At 55.0% G+C, this 25,797-nt stretch carries 25 protein-coding genes; 11 read left to right on the top strand and 14 right to left on the bottom strand.

The features are described 5' to 3' along the window. Window positions 1-4: 4 nt before the first annotated feature. The 3 genes from fepC to fepD are packed head-to-tail and all read right to left on the bottom strand — an operon-like array spanning window position 5 to window position 2,795. The gene (gene fepC / locus OGX93_RS06540; protein ID WP_058668748.1) at window positions 5-802 is read right to left on the bottom strand and encodes an iron-enterobactin ABC transporter ATP-binding protein; all 798 of its coding nucleotides are present in this window, start codon (window positions 800-802) and stop codon (window positions 5-7) included. Next, window positions 799-1,791: an iron-enterobactin ABC transporter permease gene (gene fepG, locus OGX93_RS06535; RefSeq protein ID WP_214143458.1), complete on the bottom strand. Its 993-nt coding sequence runs from the start codon at window positions 1,789-1,791 to the stop codon at window positions 799-801. Before fepG ends, fepC begins: the two co-directional genes overlap by 4 nt. After that, on the bottom strand, window positions 1,788-2,795 hold the full coding sequence (gene fepD, locus OGX93_RS06530; protein WP_058668750.1) for a Fe(3+)-siderophore ABC transporter permease: 1,008 nt from the start codon (window positions 2,793-2,795) through the stop codon (window positions 1,788-1,790). Before fepD ends, fepG begins: the two co-directional genes overlap by 4 nt. A gap of 111 nt (window positions 2,796-2,906) precedes the next feature. On the opposite strand from fepD, the gene entS reads away from it, so the two are divergent. Beyond that, a complete protein-coding gene (entS, locus tag OGX93_RS06525) occupies window positions 2,907-4,157 on the top strand; it encodes an enterobactin transporter EntS (protein ID WP_286449690.1) in 1,251 nt (416 codons plus the stop codon). A gap of 43 nt (window positions 4,158-4,200) precedes the next feature. On the opposite strand, the gene fepB is transcribed toward entS, so the two are convergent. Beyond that, window positions 4,201-5,157, bottom strand: coding sequence for a Fe2+-enterobactin ABC transporter substrate-binding protein (gene fepB / locus OGX93_RS06520; protein ID WP_110494549.1), 957 nt, complete (start codon window positions 5,155-5,157; stop codon window positions 4,201-4,203). Between the two features lie 187 nt (window positions 5,158-5,344). Between fepB and entC the strand changes: the two genes are divergently transcribed. The 7 genes from entC to OGX93_RS06485 all read left to right on the top strand — a co-directional run bounded on the left by entC (window position 5,345) and on the right by OGX93_RS06485 (window position 12,721). Beyond that, on the top strand, window positions 5,345-6,520 hold the full coding sequence (entC, locus tag OGX93_RS06515) for an isochorismate synthase EntC (RefSeq protein WP_060815865.1): 1,176 nt from the start codon (window positions 5,345-5,347) through the stop codon (window positions 6,518-6,520). 9 nt (window positions 6,521-6,529) lie between these two features. After that, window positions 6,530-8,140, top strand: coding sequence for a (2,3-dihydroxybenzoyl)adenylate synthase EntE (gene entE / locus OGX93_RS06510; protein WP_112002156.1), 1,611 nt, complete (start codon window positions 6,530-6,532; stop codon window positions 8,138-8,140). A 13-nt stretch (window positions 8,141-8,153) separates the two neighbouring features. Then, the gene (locus tag OGX93_RS06505; RefSeq protein ID WP_047458220.1) at window positions 8,154-9,011 is read left to right on the top strand and encodes an isochorismatase; all 858 of its coding nucleotides are present in this window, start codon (window positions 8,154-8,156) and stop codon (window positions 9,009-9,011) included. Further along, a complete protein-coding gene (gene entA, locus OGX93_RS06500) occupies window positions 9,011-9,766 on the top strand; it encodes a 2,3-dihydro-2,3-dihydroxybenzoate dehydrogenase EntA (RefSeq protein ID WP_112002157.1) in 756 nt (251 codons plus the stop codon). The genes OGX93_RS06505 and entA overlap by 1 nt, the downstream gene beginning before the upstream one ends. Before the next feature lie 2 nt (window positions 9,767-9,768). Continuing rightward, window positions 9,769-10,182, top strand: coding sequence for a proofreading thioesterase EntH (entH, locus tag OGX93_RS06495; RefSeq protein WP_134769641.1), 414 nt, complete (start codon window positions 9,769-9,771; stop codon window positions 10,180-10,182). 175 nt (window positions 10,183-10,357) lie between these two features. After that, window positions 10,358-12,463, top strand: coding sequence for a pyruvate/proton symporter CstA (gene cstA / locus OGX93_RS06490; protein ID WP_012133391.1), 2,106 nt, complete (start codon window positions 10,358-10,360; stop codon window positions 12,461-12,463). Window positions 12,464-12,523: 60 nt separating this feature from the next. Then, window positions 12,524-12,721, top strand: coding sequence for a YbdD/YjiX family protein (locus OGX93_RS06485; protein ID WP_012133390.1), 198 nt, complete (start codon window positions 12,524-12,526; stop codon window positions 12,719-12,721). A 183-nt stretch (window positions 12,722-12,904) separates the two neighbouring features. Here the strand turns inward: OGX93_RS06485 and OGX93_RS06480 are convergent, their stop codons facing one another. Next, window positions 12,905-13,993 (bottom strand): oxidoreductase, encoded by a 1,089-nt coding sequence (locus OGX93_RS06480; RefSeq protein ID WP_047458216.1) that lies wholly within the window; start codon window positions 13,991-13,993, stop codon window positions 12,905-12,907. A 130-nt stretch (window positions 13,994-14,123) separates the two neighbouring features. On the opposite strand from OGX93_RS06480, the gene OGX93_RS06475 reads away from it, so the two are divergent. Next, window positions 14,124-15,284 carry a pyridoxal phosphate-dependent aminotransferase gene (locus OGX93_RS06475; RefSeq protein ID WP_024130556.1) on the top strand — a complete coding sequence of 387 codons (1,161 nt, stop codon included), beginning with the start codon at window positions 14,124-14,126 and terminating at the stop codon, window positions 15,282-15,284. On the opposite strand, the gene OGX93_RS06470 is transcribed toward OGX93_RS06475, so the two are convergent. The 4 genes from OGX93_RS06470 to dsbG all read right to left on the bottom strand — a co-directional run bounded on the left by OGX93_RS06470 (window position 15,285) and on the right by dsbG (window position 19,158). Then, window positions 15,285-15,902, bottom strand: coding sequence for an IbrB-like domain-containing protein (locus tag OGX93_RS06470; protein ID WP_012133386.1), 618 nt, complete (start codon window positions 15,900-15,902; stop codon window positions 15,285-15,287). Continuing rightward, a complete protein-coding gene (locus tag OGX93_RS06465; RefSeq protein WP_104868934.1) occupies window positions 15,875-17,110 on the bottom strand; it encodes a phosphoadenosine phosphosulfate reductase in 1,236 nt (411 codons plus the stop codon). The genes OGX93_RS06470 and OGX93_RS06465 overlap by 28 nt, the downstream gene beginning before the upstream one ends. A 184-nt stretch (window positions 17,111-17,294) precedes the next feature. After that, on the bottom strand, window positions 17,295-18,197 hold the full coding sequence (gene citR / locus OGX93_RS06460; protein ID WP_024130554.1) for a DNA-binding transcriptional repressor CitR: 903 nt from the start codon (window positions 18,195-18,197) through the stop codon (window positions 17,295-17,297). A gap of 214 nt (window positions 18,198-18,411) precedes the next feature. Further along, the gene (gene dsbG / locus OGX93_RS06455) at window positions 18,412-19,158 is read right to left on the bottom strand and encodes a thiol:disulfide interchange protein DsbG (RefSeq protein ID WP_104868933.1); all 747 of its coding nucleotides are present in this window, start codon (window positions 19,156-19,158) and stop codon (window positions 18,412-18,414) included. Between the two features lie 374 nt (window positions 19,159-19,532). Between dsbG and ahpC the strand changes: the two genes are divergently transcribed. Together ahpC and ahpF are read left to right on the top strand one after the other, a co-directional pair. Beyond that, complete coding sequence (gene ahpC, locus OGX93_RS06450; protein WP_012133381.1) at window positions 19,533-20,096, top strand: alkyl hydroperoxide reductase subunit C; 564 nt, start codon at window positions 19,533-19,535, stop codon at window positions 20,094-20,096. Between the two features lie 239 nt (window positions 20,097-20,335). Then, window positions 20,336-21,901, top strand: coding sequence for an alkyl hydroperoxide reductase subunit F (gene ahpF / locus OGX93_RS06445; protein ID WP_012133379.1), 1,566 nt, complete (start codon window positions 20,336-20,338; stop codon window positions 21,899-21,901). A gap of 76 nt (window positions 21,902-21,977) precedes the next feature. On the opposite strand, the gene uspG is transcribed toward ahpF, so the two are convergent. The 5 genes from uspG to citT form a co-directional block, all read right to left on the bottom strand. Beyond that, window positions 21,978-22,406: a universal stress protein UspG gene (uspG, locus tag OGX93_RS06440; protein ID WP_024130553.1), complete on the bottom strand. Its 429-nt coding sequence runs from the start codon at window positions 22,404-22,406 to the stop codon at window positions 21,978-21,980. 128 nt (window positions 22,407-22,534) lie between these two features. Continuing rightward, window positions 22,535-22,624, bottom strand: coding sequence for a small membrane protein YldA (yldA, locus tag OGX93_RS06435; RefSeq protein ID WP_272917174.1), 90 nt, complete (start codon window positions 22,622-22,624; stop codon window positions 22,535-22,537). 137 nt (window positions 22,625-22,761) lie between these two features. After that, window positions 22,762-23,172: a nucleoside diphosphate kinase regulator gene (gene rnk / locus OGX93_RS06430; protein ID WP_012133377.1), complete on the bottom strand. Its 411-nt coding sequence runs from the start codon at window positions 23,170-23,172 to the stop codon at window positions 22,762-22,764. A 218-nt stretch (window positions 23,173-23,390) separates the two neighbouring features. Continuing rightward, on the bottom strand, window positions 23,391-24,197 hold the full coding sequence (rna, locus tag OGX93_RS06425) for a ribonuclease I (protein ID WP_012133376.1): 807 nt from the start codon (window positions 24,195-24,197) through the stop codon (window positions 23,391-23,393). A 128-nt stretch (window positions 24,198-24,325) separates the two neighbouring features. Next, the gene (gene citT / locus OGX93_RS06420) at window positions 24,326-25,789 is read right to left on the bottom strand and encodes a citrate/succinate antiporter CitT (RefSeq protein WP_012133375.1); all 1,464 of its coding nucleotides are present in this window, start codon (window positions 25,787-25,789) and stop codon (window positions 24,326-24,328) included. Window positions 25,790-25,797: the final 8 nt, after the last annotated feature.

The following is a 25,797-nucleotide window of genomic DNA, read 5'->3' as shown; positions in this document are numbered from 1 at the left end:
GAGATTACTTCGGGCGACCCAGCGGTACAACCAGTGGCGTTCCGGCGATCGGATCGTCGATGATCGTGCAACGTAATCCATAAATTTTCTCAATAAGATCCGCTGTCACAATCTCCTTTGGCGCTCCCTCTGCGACGATCTTGCCTTCACGTAACGCGATTAAATGCGTGGCGTACCGGCAGGCCTGGTTAAGGTCGTGCAGAACCGCAGCGAGGGTGTAACCTTTCTCGCGATTCAGCTCGCTCAACAGCTCCAGCAGATCGATCTGGTGGCTGATGTCCAGCCAGGTCGTCGGTTCATCCAGCAACATGATGGACGTTTCCTGCGCCAGCACCATGGCTATCCATGCTCGCTGCCGCTGCCCGCCGGAAAGCGTGTCCACGCTTTGCGTCGCCAGGTGGGTAATCCCCGTGGCGCGCATCGCACCGGCGACGGCGTCTTCGTCTTCTTTGCGCCAGCGGGTAAACAAAGGCTGATGCGGATAGCGGCCCCGGGCAACCAGCTCCTGTACGGTGATATCGCCCGGCGTGGTGGCGTTTTGCGCCAGCAGGCCGATTCGTCGCGCTACCTCTTTACTGGCGTAGTGCTGAATATGCTCGCCGTCGAGCCAGACGTGGCCATGTATGGGCGACATCAGACGGCTTAGCGTACGCAATAACGTTGATTTGCCGCAGCCATTCGGCCCAATAATGGCAGTGAAGTGACCATCCGGGATAGAAACATTCAGATTTTCCGCGACGGTATACTTGCCATAACCCAGCGTTAACTGGTCGCCACGCAAACGGGCTACTGATTCGGTCATTTTTTGCGGGACTCCTGAATTAACAAGACGATAAGGTAAATACCGCCGAGGCTTACGGTGACAACGCCTACCGGAAGCTGGTAAGGCATAAACAGTTGTTGGGCGCACAGGTCGGCGGCCAGCAGCAATAGCGCGCCGCACAATGCGGACTGGGTTAACCCCCAGCGTGCCGTGCCGCTAAGGCGCCGCGCGATGTGCGGCGCAACCAGCGCAATGAAAGAGATCGGGCCTGCGAGCGCCGTCGCGGCGGCGGTCAGCACCACGGCGACCAGCATCATCATTAACCGGGAACGTTCAACGCTGACGCCAAGCGCGCAGGCGCTGTCATCGCCCATTTCCAGCAAGCGCAGACGGCGTACCAGCAATGTGGCACACGCCAGCATCAGAACGATCAGCGGTGCCGAGGGCCACGTTTTGGCCCAGGTCAGTCCGTTGAGCGACCCGGCGTTCCACAATCCGGCGGAGAGGGCCGTTTCTAACGACGCCTGTAACAGCAGCCAGGTGTTGAACGCCACCAGCATGGCGCGCACGCCGATGCCGATAATAATCAGCCGGAAGGTCTCAATGCCGTTGCGCCAGGCAAGCAGCCAGACGATCAGCGAGGTGAGAATCCCGCCAGCCATCGCCGCCATCGCGATCGCCGTCAGGTTCTGGCCAAACAGCACCATTGCCACCAGTACGCCGCTCCAGGCCCCGGTGTTAAAACCCATTACGTCCGGGCTACCCAGCGGGTTGCGCATCAACGACTGAAAAATCGCGCCGCTGACGCCCAACGCGGCGCCAATCAGCAGCGCCATCAGCACGCGAGGCAGACGCCATTCGGTCACCACCAGGGTAATGCTGCGCGGGGCGTCTCCCAGCAACGCATTGATGATTTGCGAGACTTCCAGCGTAACGGCGCCGCTGCGCAGGCTCCACAAGCCGACAGCGATACAGCCGAGCACCAGCAACAGACAACTTATGATCAGGCGGCGGGAAAGGTGCATCATACGGCACCTCCGCGCTGCTTGCGCCGCACGAGGAAAATAAGCACTGGCGCGCCGAGAAAGGCGCTGACAACCGAAACGCGCAATTCACCGGGAACGATGAGTCGCCCGATAATATCGGCAAACAGCAGCAGGGTCGGGGTCGCCAGCAACGTGACCGGCAGCGACCAGCGGTGATCCGCCCCCACCAGCCAGCGGGCCATGTGCGGCATCATCAGACCGATAAACGCGATGGGGCCAACAACCGCCGTCGCGCTGCCGCATAACACGGTAATCACCAGCAGGCCGATGAGCTGGGTACGCGCCACTTTGCTGCCCAGCGCGGTGGCAGTATCGCTACCGAGACTCAGGCTGTTCAGCGCGCGGCTGAGAAACAGCGCGGTAGCACCAGCAATCAGCACCGGCACGACAATAACCTTGAGCGTTTGCAGACTGCGAATGTCCAGCGAGCCGGCCTGCCAGAAACGGAGCTGATCGTACACATCCGGGTTCAGCAACGCGATACCGTTGGAAAGCCCCTCCAGCACTGCGCCGAGCGCGACACCCGCCAGCGTAAGGCGAACCGGGCTTAACTGCCCGGCACCCTGACTGCCGGTAAAGGCGACAATCAGCGAGGCGACCAGCGCCCCGGCAAACGCCATCAGCAATTGTTCCTGCGGAGAGGAAAAACCAAACAGCGCCGCGCCGAGTACGATCGCGAAACTGGCTCCGGAATTGACGCCGAGAATGCCCGGGTCGGCAAGCGGGTTGCGGGTGAGCGTTTGCATTAACGCCCCGGCGAGCCCCAGTGCGCCGCCAGCCAACAGGCCAGCCAGCGTGCGCGGCAACCGCGCGTCCAGCACGATGGTGCAGTCAGCGCTTTGGCAGGTGCCGGTAATTGCTTCAAGTACGACGGACGCAGGCAGTGATTTTGCGCCGATAGCCAGACTTAATGCCGTGGCGAGAATAAGTAATAACAACAAGCCGGGCACGGCGATGGCGCGTGTCACGGAAACAGAGCATGACATATCAACTTCCCTGATAATGATAGTAATTATCGTTATCGATCTTATTCGGTTATGTTAGCATGTGCAGCCATTGAATGGATATTTAAAAAAAGTTCGCATTAAGGCGTTGTAATGAATCGACAATCCTGGCTGCTGAATCTCAGCCTGTTGAAGACGCACCCTGCATTTCGCGCTGTCTTCCTCGCCCGTTTTATCTCTATTGTCTCGCTGGGTCTGCTGGGCGTAGCGGTGCCGGTACAGATCCAGATGATGACCCACTCGACGTGGCAGGTTGGTCTGTCGGTGACGCTGACCGGCAGCGCGATGTTTGTTGGCCTGATGGTCGGCGGCGTGCTGGCGGATCGTTATGAACGTAAAAAGGTGATCCTGCTGGCGCGCGGCACCTGCGGTATTGGCTTTATTGGCCTGTGTCTGAACGCGCTGTTGCCGGAACCTTCGCTGCTGGCAATCTATCTGCTCGGTCTGTGGGATGGCTTTTTTGCCTCGCTGGGGGTTACGGCGCTACTGGCGGCGACGCCTGCGCTGGTAGGGCGAGAAAACCTTATGCAGGCCGGGGCGATTACGATGCTGACGGTGCGTCTGGGATCGGTGATTTCACCGATGCTGGGCGGCGTATTGCTGGCTACCGGCGGCGTGGCCTGGAACTACGGTCTGGCGGCGGCAGGAACATTTATCACGCTGCTGCCGTTGCTGAGCCTTCCGGCGCTCCCGCCGCCGCCGCAACCGCGTGAGCATCCGTTGAAATCGCTGTTGGCGGCGTTCCGTTTCTTGCTCTCCAGCCCGCTCATTGGCGGCATTGCGTTGCTTGGCGGACTCTTGACGATGGCAAGCGCGGTGCGCGTGCTTTATCCGGCGCTGGCGATTAACTGGCACATGTCCGCCGCGCAAATTGGTTTACTTTATGCCGCTATCCCATTGGGGGCGGCTGTTGGCGCGTTAACCAGCGGGCAACTGGCGCACAGCGTTCGCCCTGGATTGTTGATGCTGGTTTCCACCGTAGGGTCGTTCCTGGCGATTGGGTTGTTTGGGCTGATGCCTGTCTGGCTGCTCGGGGTGATCTGTCTGGCGCTGTTTGGCTGGCTCAGCGCGATTAGCTCGTTACTGCAATACACCCTGTTGCAGACGCAAACGCCGGAAGCCATGCTCGGGCGAATCAACGGCCTGTGGACGGCGCAAAACGTGACCGGCGACGCCATAGGCGCAGCGCTGTTGGGCGGGCTGGGCGCCATGATGACGCCGGTTGCGTCAGCGAGCGTGAGCGGGTTTGGGCTGGTGATCGTTGGGTTGTTGTTAATGCTGATGCTGGGCGAGTTGCGTCGTTTTCGCCAGCCGCCGCCGGTGCCAGATGGCGCACCGCTTTAAAATGCAGGCCGGACAGGGCATTGGCCGCTATCCGGCAAATAAATTAAAACAGCGCGGCGAGACGGTTAAGCAGTAACGTTGCGCTGTAGTAGTCCAGACGGAACGTTTCGGTGCCCAGCGCATAAACGCGTTTGTTTTGCACGGCAGGCAGGTGAGCAAGCAGTGGGTTGGCGTAAATAGCGTCGGCATCTTTGCTGTCACCGGCAAACAGGAACAGCGCTTCGCCGTTCAGACCTGCCGCCAGGTTTTCCCCGCCAAGCTGGATGATGTCATGACGTTTGCCCTGGCTTTTACTGGTTTGCAGTCCGGCAGGGAGGGGCGCCAGCGTAAAGCCTAACTGTTCCATCAGCTTGCCCTGGGCTGAATCCTGCGTCCACAGGTTGGCGCTGTGTGCGGCTGCGGTGTAGACCAGCGCGCTGACCGGTTGCGGCGGTAATGTGAGCTGTTGTTTAACGGTCGCCAGTTGTTTATCAAATTCCGCGATGCGCGCAGCGGCCTGTTTTTCCTGACCGGTGATCTCGCCCAGTTGCGTCAGCAGAGACTGCCAGCTTTTATCGTCGTAATTGATGATAAGCGTAGGGGCAATAGTAGAAAGCTGATCGTACAGCGCCAGCGCAGAGTCGCCGCCGGTTGCGCTAATCAGAATAAGGTCCGGCATTTGTGCGGCAACGGCTTCAGCGCTTGGTTCGCCGATGTACAGGCGCGCCAGCTTGCGCGCTTTCGCAACGTCGCTCCATTGACGCAGAAATCCCCGATCGTCGGCAAAGCGGTTGTTAGGGGTGGTCGCTCCGCTGGCGACAACGGGAGCATCAATCGCCAGCAGCGAGCCCGTCAGGGTCACGCTGGTAGAGACGATACGTTCAGGTTTATGGTCCAGCGTATGTGTGCCGCGGCTGTCGGTGATCTGGCGCGGCCAGTCAGCGGCATGACCTAAAGAAATTCCTGAAATGAAAAGCCCAACCAGTATCAGGGATGTTCTGCAAAGCAGGGGAAGTCTCACGAATCAGCGTCCTGTTATTAATGGAGTTAATGCTTCTCATTTTCATTGTTAGCGGGAAGGGATGCAAGTCTAAGTCGCACATTGTGCTACCCCAAGAGTTGACATGCTGTCTGTTTACTTTTAGGTTAGCGCCCGAAAATATAAATGATAATCATTATTAAAGCCTTTATCATTTTTGGAGGATGATATGGATACGTCACTGGCCGAGGAAGTTCAGCAGAAAATGGCAACGCTCACCCCCGATCGCTTTTTCTTTATGTCGCCGTATCGCAGCTTTACGACGTCAGGATGCTTCGCCCGTTTCGCTGAACCAGCGGTTGACGGGGATTCGTTAGACAGCCCCTTCCAACAAAAATTACAGCAAGCCTTTGCCGACGCCAGAGCGCAGGGTATCGCAAATCCTGTTATGGTCGGCGCTATCCCCTTCGATACCCGCCAGCCATCCTCGCTGTTCATTCCTGAGTCCTGGCAGACCTTCTCCCGACCGGCAAAGCAACAATCCTCGCGTTACTTTACCGGGCATCAGGCACTGAATGTTGTTGATCGTAAAAGTATCCCTGAACAGGAAACGTTTGAAGCTATGGTGGCGCGCGCGGCAGCGCTGACGGCGACGCCTGAAGTCGACAAAGTGGTTCTGTCACGCCTGATTGATATTACGACCGATGCCACCATTGACAGCGGCGCGCTGCTGGAGCGGCTGGTGGCGCAGAATCCGGTGAGTTACAACTTCCATGTGCCTCTGGAGGATGGCGGCGTGCTGCTTGGCGCCAGCCCGGAATTGCTGCTGCGTAAAGAGGGCGAGCGCTTTAGTTCGCTGCCGTTGGCCGGGTCGGCGCGTCGCCAGCCTGATGATGTGCTGGATCGTGAAGCGGGCAACCGACTGCTGGCTTCTGAAAAAGACAGACACGAACATGAGCTGGTCACTCAGGCCATGAAGACGGTGCTGCGCGACCGCAGCAGTGAATTACAGCTGCCCGCATCTCCACAATTGATCACCACCCCGACGTTATGGCATCTCGGTACGCCGTTCGAAGGTAAGGCGAATGCGGAAGAAAATGCCCTGACGCTGGCGTGTCTGCTGCATCCGACGCCTGCGTTGAGCGGTTTCCCGCATCAGGTGGCGAAAAAATTAATTGCTGAACTGGAGCCATTCGATCGTGAACTGTTCGGCGGCATCGTCGGCTGGTGTGACGCTGAAGGAAACGGCGAGTGGGTCGTGACGATCCGTTGCGCGAAGCTGCGACAAAACCAGGTTCGCCTGTTCGCGGGCGCCGGGATTGTGCCTGCTTCGTCTCCGGTCGCGGAGTGGCGTGAGACCGGCGTGAAGCTTTCTACCATGTTGAACGTTTTTGGACTGCATTAAGGAGCGATGATGACCATTCCTTTCACCCGTTGGCCGGAGGAGTTTGCCCGCCGCTATCGTGAAAAAGGGTACTGGCAGGATCTGCCGCTGACCGATATTTTAACCCGCCACGCAGACAGCGATAAAACGGCGGTGATTGATGGCGATCGACACCTGAGCTATCGCGAACTGAACCAGGCGGCGGATAATCTGGCCTGTAGCCTGCGTCGTCAGGGGATCAAACCCGGCGAAACCGCGCTGGTGCAACTGGGCAACGTGGCGGAGCTGTATATCACTTTCTTCGCCCTGCTGAAGCTCGGCGTCGCACCGGTTCTGGCGCTGTTCAGCCATCAACGGACGGAACTTAACGCTTACGCGAAGCAAATTGAACCGGCGCTGGTGATTGCTGACCGCCAGCACGCGCTGTTCACCGGGGACGACTTCCTCAATACGTTTATTGCCGAACACAATTCTGTGCGTGTGGTGCTGTTGCTCAACGATGCGGGTGAACACAACCTGCAAACGGCGATTGACCAGCCTGCGGTTGATTTTACCGCCACGCCATCACCTGCCGATGAGGTGGCTTATTTCCAGCTTTCCGGCGGTACAACCGGAACGCCGAAGCTGATCCCGCGCACCCATAATGATTATTACTACAGCGTGCGCCGCAGCAATGAAATTTGCCACTTTACCGAAGCCACGCGCTTCTTATGCGCGATTCCGGCTGCGCATAACTACGCCATGAGTTCGCCGGGATCGCTGGGCGTCTTTCTGGCCCAGGGAACGGTGGTGCTGGCGGCTGACCCGAGCGCTACGCTCTGTTTCCCGTTAATTGAAAAGCATCAGATTAATTCAACGGCGCTGGTGCCGCCTGCGGTGAGCCTGTGGTTGCAGGCGATTCAGGAGTGGGGCAGCAACGCGCAACTGGCCTCGTTGAAACTGTTGCAGGTAGGCGGCGCGCGGCTTTCAGCGACGCTTGCCGCGCGTATTCCGGCGGAAATCGGCTGTCAGTTGCAGCAGGTATTTGGCATGGCGGAAGGACTGGTGAATTACACCCGTCTGGACGACAGCCTGGAGCGCATCATCAATACTCAGGGTTGCCCGATGTGCCCGGACGATGAGGTCTGGGTGGCTGACGCTGACGGTAATCCGCTGCCGCAGGGGGAAACGGGACGCCTGATGACGCGCGGGCCGTACACGTTTCGCGGCTATTTTAAAAGCCCGGAGCATAACGCCAGCGCGTTTGATGCCAACGGCTTTTACTGCTCCGGCGATCTGATCTCCATTGATCCAGATGGCTATATCACCGTGCAGGGACGTGAAAAAGATCAGATCAATCGCGGCGGGGAGAAGATCGCCGCTGAAGAGATTGAAAACCTGTTACTGCGCCACCCGGCCGTAATCCATGCCGCGCTGGTCAGCATGGAAGATGAGCTGATGGGGGAAAAAAGCTGCGCCTGGCTGGTGGTGAAAGAGCCGCTGCGCGCGGTACAGGTACGCCGCTTCCTGCGTGAGCAGGGGGTCGCCGAATTCAAATTGCCGGATCGCGTGGAGTGCGTCGAGGCGTTGCCTCTGACCCCGGTCGGTAAAGTCGATAAAAAACAATTACGTCAGTGGCTGGCGTCACGTTCACTGACCTGAAGGAGAAAGAGAGATGGCAATTCCGAAATTGCAGGCGTACGCGCTGCCTGGCGCGCTCGATATTCCGCCCAATAAAGTGAACTGGGCCTTTGAACCTGAACGCGCTGCGCTGTTGATCCACGATATGCAGGATTATTTTGTCAGCTTCTGGGGCGACAACTGCCCGATGATGGAACAGGTGATCGCGAATATCGCCGCCTTGCGTCAGTACTGCAAAGAGCACAACATTCCGGTCTATTACACCGCTCAGCCGAAAGATCAGAGCGATGAAGATCGCGCCCTGTTGAACGATATGTGGGGGCCGGGCCTGACGCGTTCTCCCGAGCAGCAAAAGATTGTCGATGCGCTGGCGCCGGACGAGGCGGATACCGTGCTGGTGAAATGGCGTTACAGCGCGTTTCACCGTTCGCCGCTGGAGCAGATGTTAAAAGAAACCGGGCGTAATCAGCTGATTATCACGGGTGTGTATGCGCACATTGGCTGTATGACCACGGCGACCGACGCTTTCATGCGCGATATCAAGCCGTTTATGGTGGCGGATGCGCTGGCCGATTTCAGCCGTGAAGAACATGTGATGTCGCTTAACTATGTTGCCGGTCGCTCCGGTCGCGTGGTGATGACGCAGGAACTGCTGCCGACGCCGGTTCCGGCGAGCAAAGCAGAGTTGCGGGCGCTGATCCTGCCGCTGCTGGATGAATCCGACGAGCCGCTGGATGATGAAAACCTGATTGATTACGGGCTGGACTCTGTACGTATGATGGCGCTGGCGGCTCGCTGGCGTAAAGTGCATGGCGATATCGACTTCGTGATGCTGGCGAAAAACCCGACGATTGATGCCTGGTGGACGCTGCTTTCCCGTGAGGTGAAGTGATGGCCGGATTGGATTTTAACGGCAAAACCGTCTGGGTGACCGGCGCGGGAAAAGGAATTGGTTATACCACGGCGTTGGCGTTTGTTGCGGCTGGCGCGCAGGTGACGGGATTCGATCGCGAGTTCACGCAGGATGCGTATCCCTTTGCGACCGAAGTGCTGGATGTCGCAGACGCCGCGCAGGTCGCGCAGGTTTGCCAGCGCGTGCTGGCGCAAACCGAACGGCTGGATGTGCTGGTGAATGCCGCCGGGATTTTACGGATGGGGGTGACCGATGCGCTAAGCGCCGAGGACTGGCAACAGACGTTCGCCGTCAACGTCGGCGGCGCGTTTAACCTCTTCCAGCAGACGATGGCGCAATTTCGTCAGCAGCAGGGCGGGGCGATTGTTACCGTCGCGTCTGATGCGGCGCACACGCCGCGCATTGGCATGAGCGCCTATGGCGCGTCCAAAGCGGCGCTGAAAAGCCTGGCGCTGACCGTTGGGCTGGAGTTGGCGGGCAGCGGCGTTCGCTGTAACGTCGTCTCTCCGGGATCTACCGATACCGATATGCAGCGCACGCTGTGGGTGAGCGATGATGCGGAGCAACAGCGTATTCGTGGCTTTGGCGAGCAGTTTAAGCTTGGCATTCCGCTGGGAAAAATCGCGCGTCCGCAGGAAATCGCGAATACCATTTTATTCCTCGCATCCGATCTGGCCAGCCACATTACGCTACAGGACATTGTGGTTGACGGCGGTTCAACCCTGGGAGCGTAACGATGATCTGGAAACGCCATTTAACGCTTGATGAGCTGAACGCCACCAGTCTGAACACGATGGTGGCGCATCTGGCGATCGTCTATACCCGTCTGGGCGATGACGTGCTGGAGGCGGAAATGCCCGTCGACACGCGAACGCATCAGCCTTTCGGCCTGTTACACGGCGGCGCTTCGGCGGCGCTGGCGGAGACCCTGGGGTCAATGGCCGGGTATCTGATGACCCGTGACGGCCAGTGCGTGGTGGGAACCGAGCTGAATGCCACGCATCATCGCGCCGTGTCGCAGGGGAAGGTGCGCGGCGTTTGCCAGCCGCTGCATCTGGGCCGGCAAAGCCAGAGCTGGGAAATTGTGATTTTTGACGAACAGGGACGGCGTTGCTGTACCTGCCGCCTGGGGACGGCGGTGATGGGCTAGGCCCAACAAAATGCAATGATGTTGCAGCGTTGACCGACCAATGAAGTGATCCAGTTAACAATGCAATGTAAATAATCAGTTTTATAGCGTTGTCAGGTTGTTAAAACCAGCAGAGGTGTTATAGAAACAAAATGTAACATCTCTCTGGAACACAACACGCAAACGGACAACAACTATGAACAAATCAGGGAAATACCTCGTCTGGACATTGCTCTCCGTTATGGGAGCATTTGCCCTGGGATATATTGCGTTAAACCGTGGGGAACAGATCAACGCGCTATGGATCGTCGTGGCGTCAGTTTGTGTCTACCTCATTGCCTACCGTTTTTATGGTCTGTATATCGCCAAAAATGTGCTGGCGGTTGACCCGACGCGCATGACGCCTGCGGTGCGTCATAACGATGGTCTGGACTACGTACCTACCGATAAGAAAGTGCTGTTCGGTCACCATTTTGCGGCGATTGCCGGGGCAGGGCCGTTGGTTGGGCCGGTGCTGGCGGCGCAGATGGGGTATCTGCCCGGTATGATCTGGCTGCTTGCCGGGGTTGTGCTGGCAGGCGCGGTGCAGGACTTTATGGTGCTGTTTGTTTCTACCCGTCGTGACGGTCGCTCGCTGGGTGAACTGGTTAAAGAAGAGATGGGCCCAACGGCTGGTGTGATCGCGCTGGTAGCCTGTTTCATGATCATGGTGATTATCCTTGCGGTACTGGCGATGATCGTCGTGAAAGCCCTGACCCACAGCCCGTGGGGGACGTACACCGTTGCGTTCACCATTCCGTTGGCCATTTTTATGGGCGTCTACCTGCGTTACCTGCGTCCGGGACGTATTGGCGAGGTGTCTGTTATTGGCCTGGTGTTCCTTGTCTTTGCCATCATCTCCGGTGGCTGGGTGGCGGAAAGTCCAACCTGGGCGCCGTATTTTGACTTTACCGGCGTACAGTTAACCTGGATGCTGGTGGGCTACGGCTTTGTGGCGGCGGTTCTGCCGGTATGGCTGCTGCTGGCGCCGCGTGATTACCTCTCAACCTTCCTGAAGATTGGTACGATTGTCGGTCTGGCCGTCGGCATTCTGATTATGCGTCCGACGCTGACGATGCCTGCGCTGACCAAATTTGTGGATGGCACCGGCCCGGTGTGGACCGGTAACCTGTTCCCGTTCTTGTTCATCACCATTGCCTGTGGCGCGGTGTCTGGCTTCCATGCGCTGATCTCTTCCGGCACCACGCCGAAGATGCTGGCGAACGAAGGGCAGGCCTGCTTTATCGGCTACGGCGGGATGTTGATGGAATCCTTCGTGGCGATTATGGCGCTGGTTTCCGCATGTATCATCGATCCGGGCGTTTACTTCGCCATGAACAGCCCAATGGCTGTACTGGCGCCAGCCGGAACCGCTGATGTGGTTGCCTCTGCTGCGCAGGTGGTCAGTAGCTGGGGCTTTGCGATTACGCCTGATACGCTGCATCAGATTGCCAACGAAGTGGGCGAACAATCCATTATTTCTCGTGCCGGTGGCGCGCCAACGCTGGCGGTGGGGATGGCCTACATCCTGCACGGGGCGCTGGGCGGTATGATGGATGTGGCGTTCTGGTATCACTTCGCGATTCTGTTTGAAGCCCTGTTCATTCTGACGGCGGTTGATGCCGGTACGCGTGCGGCGCGCTTTATGTTGCAGGATCTGCTGGGCGTGGTCTCTCCGGGTCTGAAACGTACGGATTCACTGCCTGCGAACCTGTTAGCGACGGCGCTGTGCGTGCTGGCGTGGGGATACTTCCTGCACCAGGGCGTGGTGGACCCGTTAGGAGGGATCAACACCCTGTGGCCGCTGTTTGGTATCGCGAACCAGATGCTGGCGGGTATGGCGCTGATGCTCTGCGCGGTTGTACTGTTCAAGATGAAACGTCAGCGTTACGCATGGGTGGCGCTGGTGCCTACCGCCTGGCTGCTGATTTGTACGCTGACCGCAGGCTGGCAGAAAGCGTTTAGCCCGGATACCAAAATTGGTTTCCTGGCGATCGCCAATAAATTCCAGGCGATGATCGACAGTGGCGATATTCCTGCGCAGTACACGCAGTCTCAGCTGGCGCAGCTGGTGTTCAACAACCGTCTGGATGCCGGTCTGACCATCTTCTTCATGGTTGTGGTGGTGGTTCTGGCCCTGTTCTCAATCAAAACTGCGCTGGCAGCGCTGAAAGAGGACAAACCGACGGCGAAAGAAACGCCATATGAAGCCATGCCGGAAAACGTTGAAGAGATTGTGGCGCAGGCGAAAGGCGCGCACTAATTTTTAAATAAGCGGCCCTCTTCTTAACGGGAGAGGGCATTTGCGTCACAGGTGGTAACGATGTTTGATACGCTTTCTAAGGCCGGGAAATATCTGGGTCAGGCGGCAAAACTGATGATTGGCGTGCCGGACTATGACAACTACGTTGAGCATATGCGCGTGACGCACCCGGATCAGACGCCAATGACTTACGAAGAATTTTTTCGTGAGCGGCAGGATGCGCGTTATGGCGGGAAAGGCGGCGCACGTTGCTGCTGATGTTTTGTGTTGCCCGGTGGCGCTACGCTTACCGGGCCTACGCTGATGTTTTGTTTTGCCCGATGGCGCTACGCTTACCGGGCCTACGCTGAGTTTTGTGTTGCCCGATGGCGCTATGCTTACCGGGCCTGCGGGGTATTTTGTAGGCCGGATAAGGCGCAGCCGCCATCCGGCAAGCCGCCGCTAAACCGTAAACGACTCTACCTTTTCAAACGCGGCGCGTAATGTGGCTGGCGTTAACGTCACCGGCAGAAAGTGGATGGATTCAACCGGGCGCAGGGTGTGGGCAATCACGTTATCAATCTCCGCCTGGTTCTGGATGTCGACATCCAGCGCCGCCAGCGTGGTGGGCAGACTAAAGCGCTGATAAGCAGCGATAAGCTGCGCCAGTACCTCATCCTGACCCAGCAATGCGCTTTGCACCAGAATGCCATAGGCCACTTTGGTGCCGTGCAGAAACTTCTCGGTTTGCGGCAATACGGTGAGCCCATTATGGACGGCGTGTGCCGCCGCCACACGGGTATAACGCTCGCCAAGACCGCCGACCATGCCGCCCCCGGCAATAATCGCATCCACCACATCGCGAAATGCCTGGGTGAGTTCTCCACGCTCTTTGTCCGCCAGCGCCTGTTCGCTGCTTTCCAGTAGCACATCACGGATCGCCAGCGCGCCGTTAATGCCCAGACGCACGGTAAGCGGTAAGGTTTCTGGCTGTGGCGCTAATACAACGGCTTCGTACCATTTTGCCAGCGTGTCGCCGATGCCGGCCAGCAGATAGGCCTCTGGCGCGCGGAGAATGATTTCCGGCTCTACCAGTACCAGATAATTGGCGTCGTCAAAAATTTCAAAGTGCAGTGCCTGACCAGCATCGTTGTACCAGACCGACAGCGGTGTCCAGGCCGCGCAGGTGGCCGCGATAGTCGGGATCGCCACGAAGGGGAGTTGTAGCCGACGGGCAAGGGCTTTGGCGGTATCAAGCAGCGTGCCGCCGCCGATACCGATCACTACGCGGCGGTCGTCGCCTGCTTTCGCGGCCAGTTGTTTCACATCGCTTTCGCTGCAATGGCCGGTAAACGGCAGGTGCCTGGCTCCCGGAAGATCAAACGCATCCGGCAGGTAAGGGCGGGCGGCGGCAATCGCACGTTCGCCATACACCCATACTGCGGCGGAGAGTTGCCCGGCGCTGAAAAAATCCTTCAGTCGGGAGAGGCTGCCGGTATGGGAAAAGTAGTTAGCCGGGCCGGTAACGACGCGGATGTCAGTGTTGCTCATGGTGTGTTGTCCTTGTGGCTGCGCTGTCCGGGAGTTGTTTTTATTTAGACGTCTAAGCGTCTTGATTGCCAAATGCTAACATCGTGTTATAGTGGTTTCAACATCGACATCACCCTCGGGTATGATAACTATGAGTAATAACCCACTGATTCCGCAAAGCAAACTGCCTAATTTAGGCACCACAATCTTTACACAAATGAGCGCCCTGGCGCAGGAGCATCAGGCGATTAACCTGTCTCAGGGATTTCCTGATTTCGATGGCCCGCGCTATCTACAGGAACGTCTGGCCTGGCATGTTGCACAAGGGGCGAATCAATATGCGCCAATGACCGGCGTGCCTGCATTACGCGAAGCCATTGCGGAAAAAACGGCGGCGTTATACGGCTATAAGGCTGATGCCGGGAGCGAGGTGACGGTAACGGCGGGGGCAACGGAAGCGTTGTATGCCGCTATCACCGCGTTGGTTCGTGCGGGAGATGAGGTGATCTGCTTCGATCCCAGCTATGACAGCTACGCGCCAGCCGTTGAACTGTCCGGCGGCGTGCTGAAACGTCTGGCGCTTCAGCCGCCGCAGTTTCGCGTTGACTGGCAGGCATTTGCTGCGTTACTGAGCGAACGTACCCGGCTGGTGATCCTCAATACGCCGCATAACCCGAGCGCGACCGTCTGGCGCAAAGCCGACTTTGAAGCGCTGTGGCAGGCGATTGGCGATCGCGAAATCTATGTATTAAGCGATGAAGTGTATGAGCATATCTGCTTTGCGCCAGAAGGCCATGCCAGCGTACTGGCGCATCCGCAGCTACGTGAGCGTGCTGTCGCGGTCTCGTCATTCGGTAAAACCTTTCATATGACCGGCTGGAAGGTGGGGTACTGCGTAGCGCCAGCGGCGATCAGCGCGGAATTGCGTAAAGTGCATCAGTATCTGACGTTCTGCGTCAACACACCGGCGCAACTGGCGCTGGCCGATATGCTGCGTGCTGAACCGGAACATTACCGCGATTTACCCGCATTTTACCGGAAGAAGCGTGACGTTCTGGTTAATGCCCTGCGTGACAGTCGTCTGGAAATCCTGCCCTGCGAAGGCACCTATTTTCTGCTGGTGGATTACAGTGCGGTATCAGACCTCAATGACGTGGATTTCTGCCAGTGGCTGACCCGGGAAATCGGCGTTGCGGCGATTCCGCTGTCGGTATTTTGCGCCGATCCTTTCCCACATAAACTCATCCGATTATGTTTTGCCAAGCAGGAATCCACGCTGCTGGCGGCCGCAGAACGCCTGTGTAAATTGTAATTACTTTACGGTCCAGGCTTTGGAGAATCGACGGTCGGCAAAGAGTTCCTGTAGGCCGTTGATTTGTTTCAGACGCAGGACTTCATCTTTATCCATGCCCAGCTCTTTTCCGATTCGCGTCTCGTCCCAGCCCAACAGGGAGAGTTCTCGCACAATTTCCGACATCGCGTGAATCTGATGACGACCACGGGCGCGGTTGTGACGAATGGTTGCCGCAATTCGTTCATGGCGATTGCGTTCCAGACAGGTGACGGGAAGATAGCCTTTTAACTTTGAGCGTAATGTGGATTTCCCTTTACCGAGTTCGTGACGGTGAAAGCCATCCACGATTTCATATTTTTCTGCCGCCGTTTCTGCAACGACAATAGGCTGCGTGAAGCCATCTACCTCAATAGACTTTAGCAGGAGCCTTTTCTCCGGGGGCGCCACATTGTTTGGGTTGTAATCATTAGGCTCGATTTGTTCGTTTTTTACCCATTGCACGCAGTCTACCGGCTGATCGCGAAAGGGGCTGACGCGGTGGATCGCCATCCTGAATTCGTTGATTGCCGCAATTCTCTCTTCTTCGTTCAGCGTGGAGAGAAAGTCGGTTATTTGTTGGGTGAGTCGCTGTTGCATAAAATCCCCCATTCTTTGCGCTTTGCTTTCATGCGTTCATTGTAGCGCTGGTAGTGTTTAGGCTTTGTCGGGCTGAATGAGAGCGCCCGACACCAGTAATCATTGTTCAATAGCACCTTGCAGATACGTCGCCATGAGGGGATATCTTTGGAGCCGATATCGCCTTCCTGCGTTTGTGGAATGTTCTCCATTCCTTTCTTTTTATACCATTGCAGGTAGACCGCGATTTTGTTGCGGTAATGCTCGGCGCTCTGTTCCGGCATGCTGTCCAACAGCAGCATGGCGTAGCTTTGCCAGCTATGGTGCTCGGGTTTCAGTATTTTTCGATGGCCGTAAAAATGGTTATCCTGGCCTGCATATATCCCTCCGCTGCGCACGCCGCTTACCCTGGCGCACATTGCTGCCCAGCGTTCGGGTTCAATGACATGATAGAGCCACAATCCCTGACGTTGCTCCGGGCCGAAAGGTTCGCAGATGCGCATATACCGGAGCGGCACGTTGGCCTGGTACATTAGGTTATAAAGCGGGTTGCAAGGCTGCTTCGTTTTTGCGAACCATGTCCAGATGTCTGCCGTTTTCCAGTCATACATCGGGTAAATATACCAGGTGTGCCCGCCCTGAGCGGCGGTCGTCCAGGGTTTGTCGTCCGCAAAACGCTGTTTGCTCAGGGAGGCGATAGCGACAAACCGATTGTAAGATTCGTCAGCGCGGATGCCGATCAGCATCGCCGCAGGACGCTTTTCTGAAAACCACTCGGCAAAGTCGCGAACAAATTGTTCGAAGGTCATGCCTGGCTGATAAAAAGGAAAGTAAGCCGGATCGGTAATGGCGTCGGCAGGCGGTTGACGCACCCATTCAGCATTCGGGTCCCAGCATTGCCATTCGGGTTGGTATTGCGACAGCGAATTTTGTGTGGTGAGCGGCAGGGCAACCCAGTAAAAATGTTCAATGACATCGGAATATTGTTCGTGTAATGACTGAACATAGTCAATTGTGCAGGAGAATTGCACTTCCCAGTCAATAAATAATACGCAGATCTTCTTCTTTAACTTACGCGCGATTCCGGCGGTAAGGTGCAGCATCAACCCTGAGTCTTTCCCCCCGGAAAATGACACGCAAATACGCGGTAAGGTGGTGAGTGTCCATGTAATGCGCTCTTCCGCAGCTTCCAAAACATTTTGGTCAAGTGGGATTTTATAAACAGACATAATGAGTTCATACCTGAACGGAAAATGGCTATGTGTAGAATACAGAAAAATAATTATATATATTATATGATATAATCAACAGAATGTGCAAGGTTTAAAAAAGCATCCAAAACTTAAATTAATTTTATATTAATTATTTTAATTTTGAATGCTTGTGTCGGCGATGGCCCCGGATGTTTTCGTTTCAGCTATTTTCCGTCATTTTGTTAATGATACTCGTAAAACCTTTATTATTCAGTGACGTTCGATTATATACCAGGTATAACTGAACTGAAGGTAAATCCTGATCAATATTAACCCGTTGCAGTTTAAGGGTGGAGTGAAAGAAGTCATATATGACTTCAGGAACGATGCCAATTATGTTGGTTTCAGCAATAGTATTAATGATTGCAACCATTGAGTCACTGCGAAACCCAATTTTCCGGCTGGCAAGAAGGGAGTTGACCAGCGACTGGTATTCTTTAACGCCTGGCTCCTCTCCCTGGTATGAGGTAAACGGTTCTTCGAGTACTTGCGCTAATGTACTGGCGTCACTGATTCTGGGGTGATCGGCACGACACACCAGTACGCTTTTGATTGTTTTAAAAGGCGTACAGACAACCGAATGGTTGTTCAGCGGCGTGGTGGTGATCACCATGTCCGCCTTGCGGTATGCCAGCAGGTCTTCTGCTGATTCCGCAGACATCAGGATATCATGATGCTCAATTTCAACGGAAGAATCTTCCATAATAAAATTAATCAGCTTTATTACGTTCATTGCAGTAAGTAGCTGAGGGCTGTAAATGATAAATTTTTTCTTAAGGCTGGAACTATGCATAATATTAATTGTTTGTTCCAGGCTATTGAGGTTTTCCTCAAGATGATGATGCAGATTTATACCGGTGACGGTTGGCGTGATGCCTTTTCCTGAACGAATAAATAAAGGATCGTTGAATTGAGTTCGTAATCGTTGCAGAGATTGACTCACGGCAGACGGGGTGATGTACAGCGTTTCCGCCGCTTTACTAATGCTTAAATTCTGGTAGATACACTCAAAAATAATCAGTAAGTTAAGATCGAATTTTTTGAGATCGTAGAGATTAGCCATGTTTTTTTTCTTCCTGTTTTGTGACTATTGTCATAACTATATTTGTTATAGTTATGCAACACATCCAATGCTTTACAATAGTGATGTTTGCTAAGCTTAAATTCTCTTTCAATAATACTAAAATAGCATAGCTCAGAATATCTTTGCGAGCGATTTATAATGGAAAAGGAGATTGACAGAAAAACAATGACAATCTCCCCCCTTTAATTTAGGTTTAATGTTCACCCATCATAATGTCCAGCTGCGCTTTTTCCGGTAACCCGACGACCTGCTGTAACATATTTTCTTTATTCATATAGTAAATGGCTGGCGTTGCATTCGCCCCCAGATCGTCCATGAGTTTCTGATGAATATTCAGCATTTTCATCTTATCTTCTGGCAGCGGTGAAGGGATCGCCAGATTGAGTTTACCGCCTGACGCTTCATAGTCATGCCAGGTTTTTGCCGGATCGCGGGTGGATAAGATAGCGGCAGCCGTTGCCGGGCTTTCGGGTTTGATCACGCCCACCAGTAGCGTCCGCAGTTGTACTTTGCCGGATTCGACCCAGGGGCGCGCCTGCTGCCAGAACTGTTTGCAGTAAGGGCAGAAAGGGTCCGCAAAGACATAAAGAATCACCGGCGCCTCTTTTTTGCCGTCCAGAATCCACGACGCTTTTTCCATCCGCTGCCACATTTCTCTGCCGACCGGGGCGTAGATCTCTTTTTCTATCAGTGCATTACTGAGGTTTGCGCCTTTTTCGTCGTACATGTAGCCGGAAATCGCGTGTTTCCCGTCAGGCGTGAGGTAGATGGTCACGCCCATATCCTGATATTTGCCCAGATAGCCTTTCATTCCGCCGGGGGCGTCAAAAGACTTCAGGATCGTAATTCCCTGTTTTTCTATCGCTTTAACCGGGGCAGGCAGTTCTTCAGCAAAGGCGATGAGCGGGAGCAACGTCAGCAGCAATGTTCGTTTTATCATTATATTTCCTTAAAAATCAGTGCAAAAGGAACATTGACGGCAAAACCTATCACAGTCATAGGTAAGGTCTGCCGTCGGAAGATTGCCCTTTCTTTGGTAGGGTGATGTAATCCTTTCGCTGTTACAGCCTTTGTTAAGGTAATGTAGAGCGCAACACATAGCCAGTTTCACTGGCGCTGAAGTTACCTACGGGTAGTTCAGGTAATGGGGCCGCCTGTAAAGGGGGCCTTTTTACTTTTTGTCGCTAAACGTTCACAACGTTGTCTTGTGTGAGTTGTTAGGTATCGCTGATTGATTTGATAATGCAAACGCATTAGCCCAATCACGGAAAGTTGGTTACTTTACATCTCAACGAAAACACGGAGGAAGTATAGATGTCCTTGATTAATACCAAAATTAAACCTTTCAAAAACCAGGCGTTCAAAAACGGTGAATTCATCGAAGTAACCGAGAAAGATACCGAAGGCCGCTGGAGCGTCTTCTTCTTCTACCCGGCTGACTTCACTTTCGTATGCCCGACCGAACTGGGCGACGTTGCAGATCATTACGATGAATTGCAGAAACTGGGCGTAGACGTTTACTCTGTTTCTACCGACACCCACTTTACTCACAAAGCATGGCACAGCAGCTCTGAAACCATCGCAAAAATCAAATATGCGATGATCGGTGACCCGACTGGCGCCCTGACCCGTAACTTCGACAACATGCGTGAAGACGAAGGTCTGGCTGACCGTGCGACTTTCGTTGTTGACCCGCAGGGTATCATCCAGGCTATCGAAGTTACCGCTGAAGGTATCGGCCGTGACGCATCTGACCTGCTGCGTAAAATCAAAGCGGCTCAGTATGTTGCTGCTCACCCAGGCGAAGTTTGCCCGGCTAAATGGAAAGAAGGCGAAGCGACTCTGGCTCCATCCCTGGACCTGGTCGGCAAAATCTAAAATTCGCTGCGCCTTTCGCGCTACAGGTGCGTTGGCTGCGCTTTCTCACCCCGGTCACTTACTGATGTAAGCTCCCGGGGATTCATAAGCTTGCCGCCTTCCTGTAACGCGAAATACTGGCGAATTAATCCTTAAGCGGGTGCGTCGCACCCGTTTTTTCCAGCACCATCATGCAAGTCGCATTCAGGCTGCCGGTATAAGGCAACTTGCATGATGATGTTTTTAGAGAGGGAAGAATAATGCTCGACACTAACATGAAAACTCAGCTCAAAGCGTATCTTGAGAAACTGACCAGGCCTGTTGAGCTGATTGCCACGCTGGACGACAGCGCTAAATCGGCAGAAATCAAGGAATTGCTGGCTGAAATCGCTGAACTGTCAGAGAAAGTCACATTTAAAGAAGATAACAGCCTGCCGGTGCGCAAGCCTTCTTTCTTGATAGCAAACCCGGGTTCTGACCAGGGGCCGCGCTTTGCGGGGTCTCCGCTGGGGCATGAATTTACCTCGCTGGTGCTGGCGCTGTTGTGGACTGGCGGCCATCCGTCGAAAGAGGCGCAGTCTCTGCTGGAGCAGATCCGCGATATCGACGGCGATTTCGAGTTTGAAACTTATTACTCGCTCTCCTGCCACAACTGCCCTGACGTCGTACAGGCGCTGAACCTGATGGCGGTGCTGAACCCGCGTATCAAACATACCGCGATTGACGGCGGCACATTCCAGAATGAAATCACCGATCGTAATGTGATGGGCGTTCCGGCTGTGTACCTGAACGGTAACGAATTCGGTCAGGGACGTATGACGCTGACGGAAATCGTCGCCAAAGTGGATACCGGCGCAGAAAAACGGGCGGCGGAAGAGCTGAATAAGCGTGACGCTTACGACGTACTGATTGTCGGTTCCGGCCCGGCGGGGGCGGCAGCGGCAGTTTACTCCGCACGTAAAGGCATTCGTACCGGTCTGATGGGCGAGCGTTTTGGCGGTCAGGTGCTGGATACCGTTGATATCGAGAACTATATTTCCGTGCCAAAAACGGAAGGGCAGAAGCTGGCTGGCGCGCTGAAAGCGCACGTTGATGATTACGATGTTGACGTGATCGACAGCCAGAGCGCGAGCAAACTGCTTCCGGCGGCAACGGAAGGGGGCCTGCATCAGATTGAGACCGCTTCCGGCGCGGTGCTGAAAGCCCGCAGCATTATCATTGCCACCGGTGCCAAATGGCGCAACATGAACGTGCCGGGCGAAGATCAGTACCGCACGAAAGGCGTAACCTATTGCCCGCACTGCGACGGCCCGCTGTTTAAAGGCAAACGCGTTGCGGTAATCGGCGGAGGGAACTCCGGCGTGGAAGCGGCGATTGACCTCGCGGGGATCGTTGAGCACGTTACGCTGCTGGAATTTGCGCCAGAAATGAAAGCCGACCAGGTTCTGCAAGATAAAGTGCGTAGCCTGAAAAACGTCGACATTATTCTGAACGCGCAGACAACGGAAGTGAAAGGCGACGGCAGTAAAGTGACGGGGCTGGAATATCGCGATCGCGTAAGCGGCGACATCCACAACGTTGCGCTGTCTGGGATCTTCGTACAGATTGGCTTGCTGCCAAACACCAACTGGCTGGAAGGCGCGATTGAGCGTAACCGTATGGGCGAAATCATCATTGATGGCCGGTGCGAAACCAGCGTGAAGGGCGTATTCGCCGCAGGCGACTGCACCACGGTTCCTTACAAACAGATCATCATCGCGACGGGCGAAGGCGCGAAAGCCTCTCTGAGCGCATTTGATTATCTGATCCGCAGTAAGACGGCATAAAAAGAAAGTAAGACTACACCTGCAATGCAAGAGGCTGCCAATGGCAGCCTCTTTTTTTACGCAACAGCCTTGCGATTTACCGCACAACCAGCACCGGCAACGTAGCATGGCGGACAACGCTGGAGGCGTTAGAACCCAGCAAATGCGTGGTGATAGACGGATTGCGGGAGCCAATGACCACGACGTCCGCATTCAGCTCTTCGCCCAGTTCGTTCACCACATCCCGCACGTTACCAAAGCGGACGTGCTGCTTAATCCGGGAAGGGTCGATACTGAAATGACTCACCATCGTTTGCAGGCGAGTCTCCGCTTCGTGCTGCAAATGCTCCTCAAAACGACGAACGTCGGCGGCAAAGCGGTGCAGACTCAGGCTGGCGGAGCCCGGAAGAACATGCAACAGATGAATGACGCCATCCTGTTGCGCCAGAAACTCTGCGTGGCGCACGGCCTTGTCGCTAAGTTCCATTTCGAAAACATCAACCGGCATAATGATTGTCTTATACATACCCGTTTCTCCCTGTTAACTAATACTGAATTCATTCAAACATATAATAATATTTCTTTCTGGTATCTGCCCGGCACTTTTCATATCACAACGTTTCTTTACGACTGATTGATGCTTATGACCAGAAGCTACCAGCGTCGCTCAAGGTAAAGCACGGCCACGACGATAATCGCCATCATAATAAGAAATGCCAGCGTGATGAAAAGAGCCTCATTCATGACCGTACTCGCGGCAATGAAACGGATTAATTCTGGATGACGGGGAATGGGGGTGAACCAGGAGGAATGGGTGATTTTCGGAAAGAGGATGCAGGGAGCATCCTCTGTGTAAACGGGTGAACGCTTATCCAGATGGTTTAGCGCAGGTAGTCGCCCGCTGCTTCAGGCTGATATTCAAGTTCCAGCACTTCAAGGTGAGTGGACGCCCCGCCAGGCAGGTCCCAGTGAATGGTATCGCCGACGCGCAGGCCCAGCAATGCCGCGCCCACCGGCGCCATTACGGAAAGCTGCGTATTGCTGTCGGTCATATTCGCCGGATACACCAGCGTGCGCACGCGAATCTCGCCATCGCTGAGATTGCGGAATTTCACCCGACTGTTCATGGTGACGACGTCGTGCGGCATGGCTTCCGGCGAGCACATCTGGGCGCGATCCAGCTCCGCATTTAATGCGTCAGCAATGGGTAAACCAGCAAACGCAGGCTGCTCCAACAGGCGGTCGATGCGTTCGGCGTCGAGGTCGTTGATGATAATAGTTGGTCTGGACATTTGTTACTCCATGTCGTCGATGCTGCGAGTGCCGCAGGTAAATAATCCCAAAAGAAAACCCTCACCGTCAGGCGGCGAGGGTTTAGCTTTCATGATAATACTGAGACTTCCCCCTTCTTTGAAGTGATTTAGCTCACATTCGGGGAAATCCTCAATACGGTTGTCTTTGCGTAAATTTTAGTCGCAAGCCGTGATGGTTCTCAAGTTTGTATACCGCCTCAGTAACCCGCTTTGTCAATCACAAACCGCTTCCCGCAATTGCCCGGATGGGGTTGCGATATAAACGAGGAAGCGGAAAGCGGATCGTTAATCCTGGCGGCGTTGAGCGAGAACTGTATTTCTGTCAGATAAGCCGGGTTCCCGTGGCAACTCAGTTTCACCGCCTTCACGTTTTCTTTCCCCCAGCTTTGGGCGACGGCGGCGTCAAACGCGGCGCGGCTGACCCTTTTCCCGTAATTTGCGGCCAGAAAATCGCCCAGCGCGCTGTGTTTTATCTCATGGTTCAGCCGTACCATTGTGCCGAAATAAACGTCTGGATCAAATCCAAAGCAGGCACCGTGCTTGGCGTATTCATAACGTTCCAGGCAGGATTTTCCACCGGCTCCGGGCATGACCGCGCTGAGTTTTGCCGCGCTCTCCAGTGAAAGGCCGGTTTCAGGCGCGGCGCATTTACGGCTGGCGCGCGCTTCCGGCAGATTGGGGATCGGACGAGTCGCGCAGCCAAACCGCATCCAGCGGCGCTCGTCCACGCCACGCGCGGCAACCGATCCCGGCAGACCTGGCCACAGACCGTGGACAGTCAGAAAATCAGCTTTGTTGGGAATCTCTTTCTGCTGACGGCACTCTTCGGGTTCCCGATGATCGCGCTCATGCTGACTTTGACAAAAACCGGTTTGCCAGGAGAGCGCCAGCACATAGCGGTCAAAATCAGCGTACTGTTTTGCCTGAAGTGGCTCAGCGTTAACGTTGAAGAGGGGAAGCAGGAATACCGCCAGGAGAGAACCATAACGCCATGTTGATTTCATGATGGATGCTGAAACTCATACAAATATTGAATATCACCTATTTAACCATAAAAAAAGCCAGTCAGGTTTATCTGACTGGCATGAGAGGGATAACGCGTTAGCCGTCATCCGGCATTATGTGCCGATGTTTAGTTCCACAGCGCCAGAATCGGCCAACCAACCACCAGCAGCATGGTGATGTAGATGACCCCAAAGATCGCGCCAAGACGCCAGTAATCTTTGGATTTTACATAGCCGCAGCCGTAGATGATGACCCCCGGCCCTGTTGCATACGGCGTCAGGCAACCCATGATACCGATGGACAGCACCAGCAGAATACAAAGTTGCTCCATCGGAACGCCTGGAATACCTTTACCTATCGCCAGAATGACCGGCAGCATGGTTGCAGTATGTGCGGACAGGCTGGCGAACAGGTAGTGAGCAAAGTAGAACACCAGTACCAGCACAATCACCGTTGCGTTAGGTGAGAAGCCTTCCAGATGAGCGCTCATTGTGGTAGCAAACCAGTCGATAAAGCCCGAACGGGTTAAACCGTTGGCCATGACAACCAGCGTCGCGAGGTTAACAAGGGTGTTCCACGCACTGTTATAACGCGTGATGTCTTTCCACGGCACAACGTGCAGCGCCAGCATCAGGGATACCGCCAGCAGGCCGACAGCGGTGGCATCAATCACTTCACCGCCAAATACCCACAGTCCGAGGCTGAGCAACACCAGACCGATCAGCGTCATCTCTTTGCGGGTCAGCGTACCCATCGTTTTTAACTCTTCACCAGCCCATGCCGCAACTTCGGCGCTGTGGGTCACTTCGGGTTTGTAGAGTACGTAAGAGAGCCACGGTGCGACGATCAGCAGAATGATCCCTACCGGTAAGAAGCCCAGGAACCACTGCAACCAGCTGATCTGAATACCGGCAATTTTGCTGACGAATTCCAGACCCAGAACGTTAGGCGCCGCGCCGGTCACGAACATGGAAGAACTGAGGCTGGTACTGATGACCATCATCCACATCAAATAACCGCCAATGCGGCGCGCGGAAGGATCGTTTGGAAACGACTTAAACAGCGGCGGCAGGTTCTTGATTACCGGGAATACCGTACCGCCGGTACGCGCGGTGTTGGACGGCGTAAACGGCGCCAGCAGAATATCGATGATGACAATGGCATAACCCAGCGTCAGGGTACGTTTACCCATGAATTTCACCAGGAAGAGCGCAATACGGCGGCCCAGACCGGTGACTTCATAGCCCAGCGCGAAAATGAATGCGCCGAACACCAGCCAGACGGTGGTGCTGGAGAAGCCCGCCAGACCCCATTTCAGCGCCTGCTTGCCCGCGTTAAAGGCCGGGTCGGCCAGCTCTGAGGCATCAAATAACAGATAGTTGCTGCCGATAACGCAAATGGTCACCGCGATAAAACTGATCGCGGTGGCCGGAATCGGCTCCAGTATCATCCCGACGATCATCGCCACGAAAACGGCGAAGTAGTGCCATGCCTGAGGGGGCATGCCGTCCGGGACGGGGATCAAAAACATGATGCCCATAACGACTAATGGGGCCAATAACTTCCATATATTATCTTTAGATAAAGACATAAGTGATT

It is taken from the genome of Citrobacter sp. CK195 (assembly GCF_030333365.1).
In the GTDB taxonomy this organism is placed as follows: domain Bacteria; phylum Pseudomonadota; class Gammaproteobacteria; order Enterobacterales; family Enterobacteriaceae; genus Citrobacter_B; species Citrobacter_B koseri.
The sequence above is the reverse complement of the archived record's forward strand: the minus strand, read 5'-3'. Positions and strand labels throughout refer to the sequence as shown.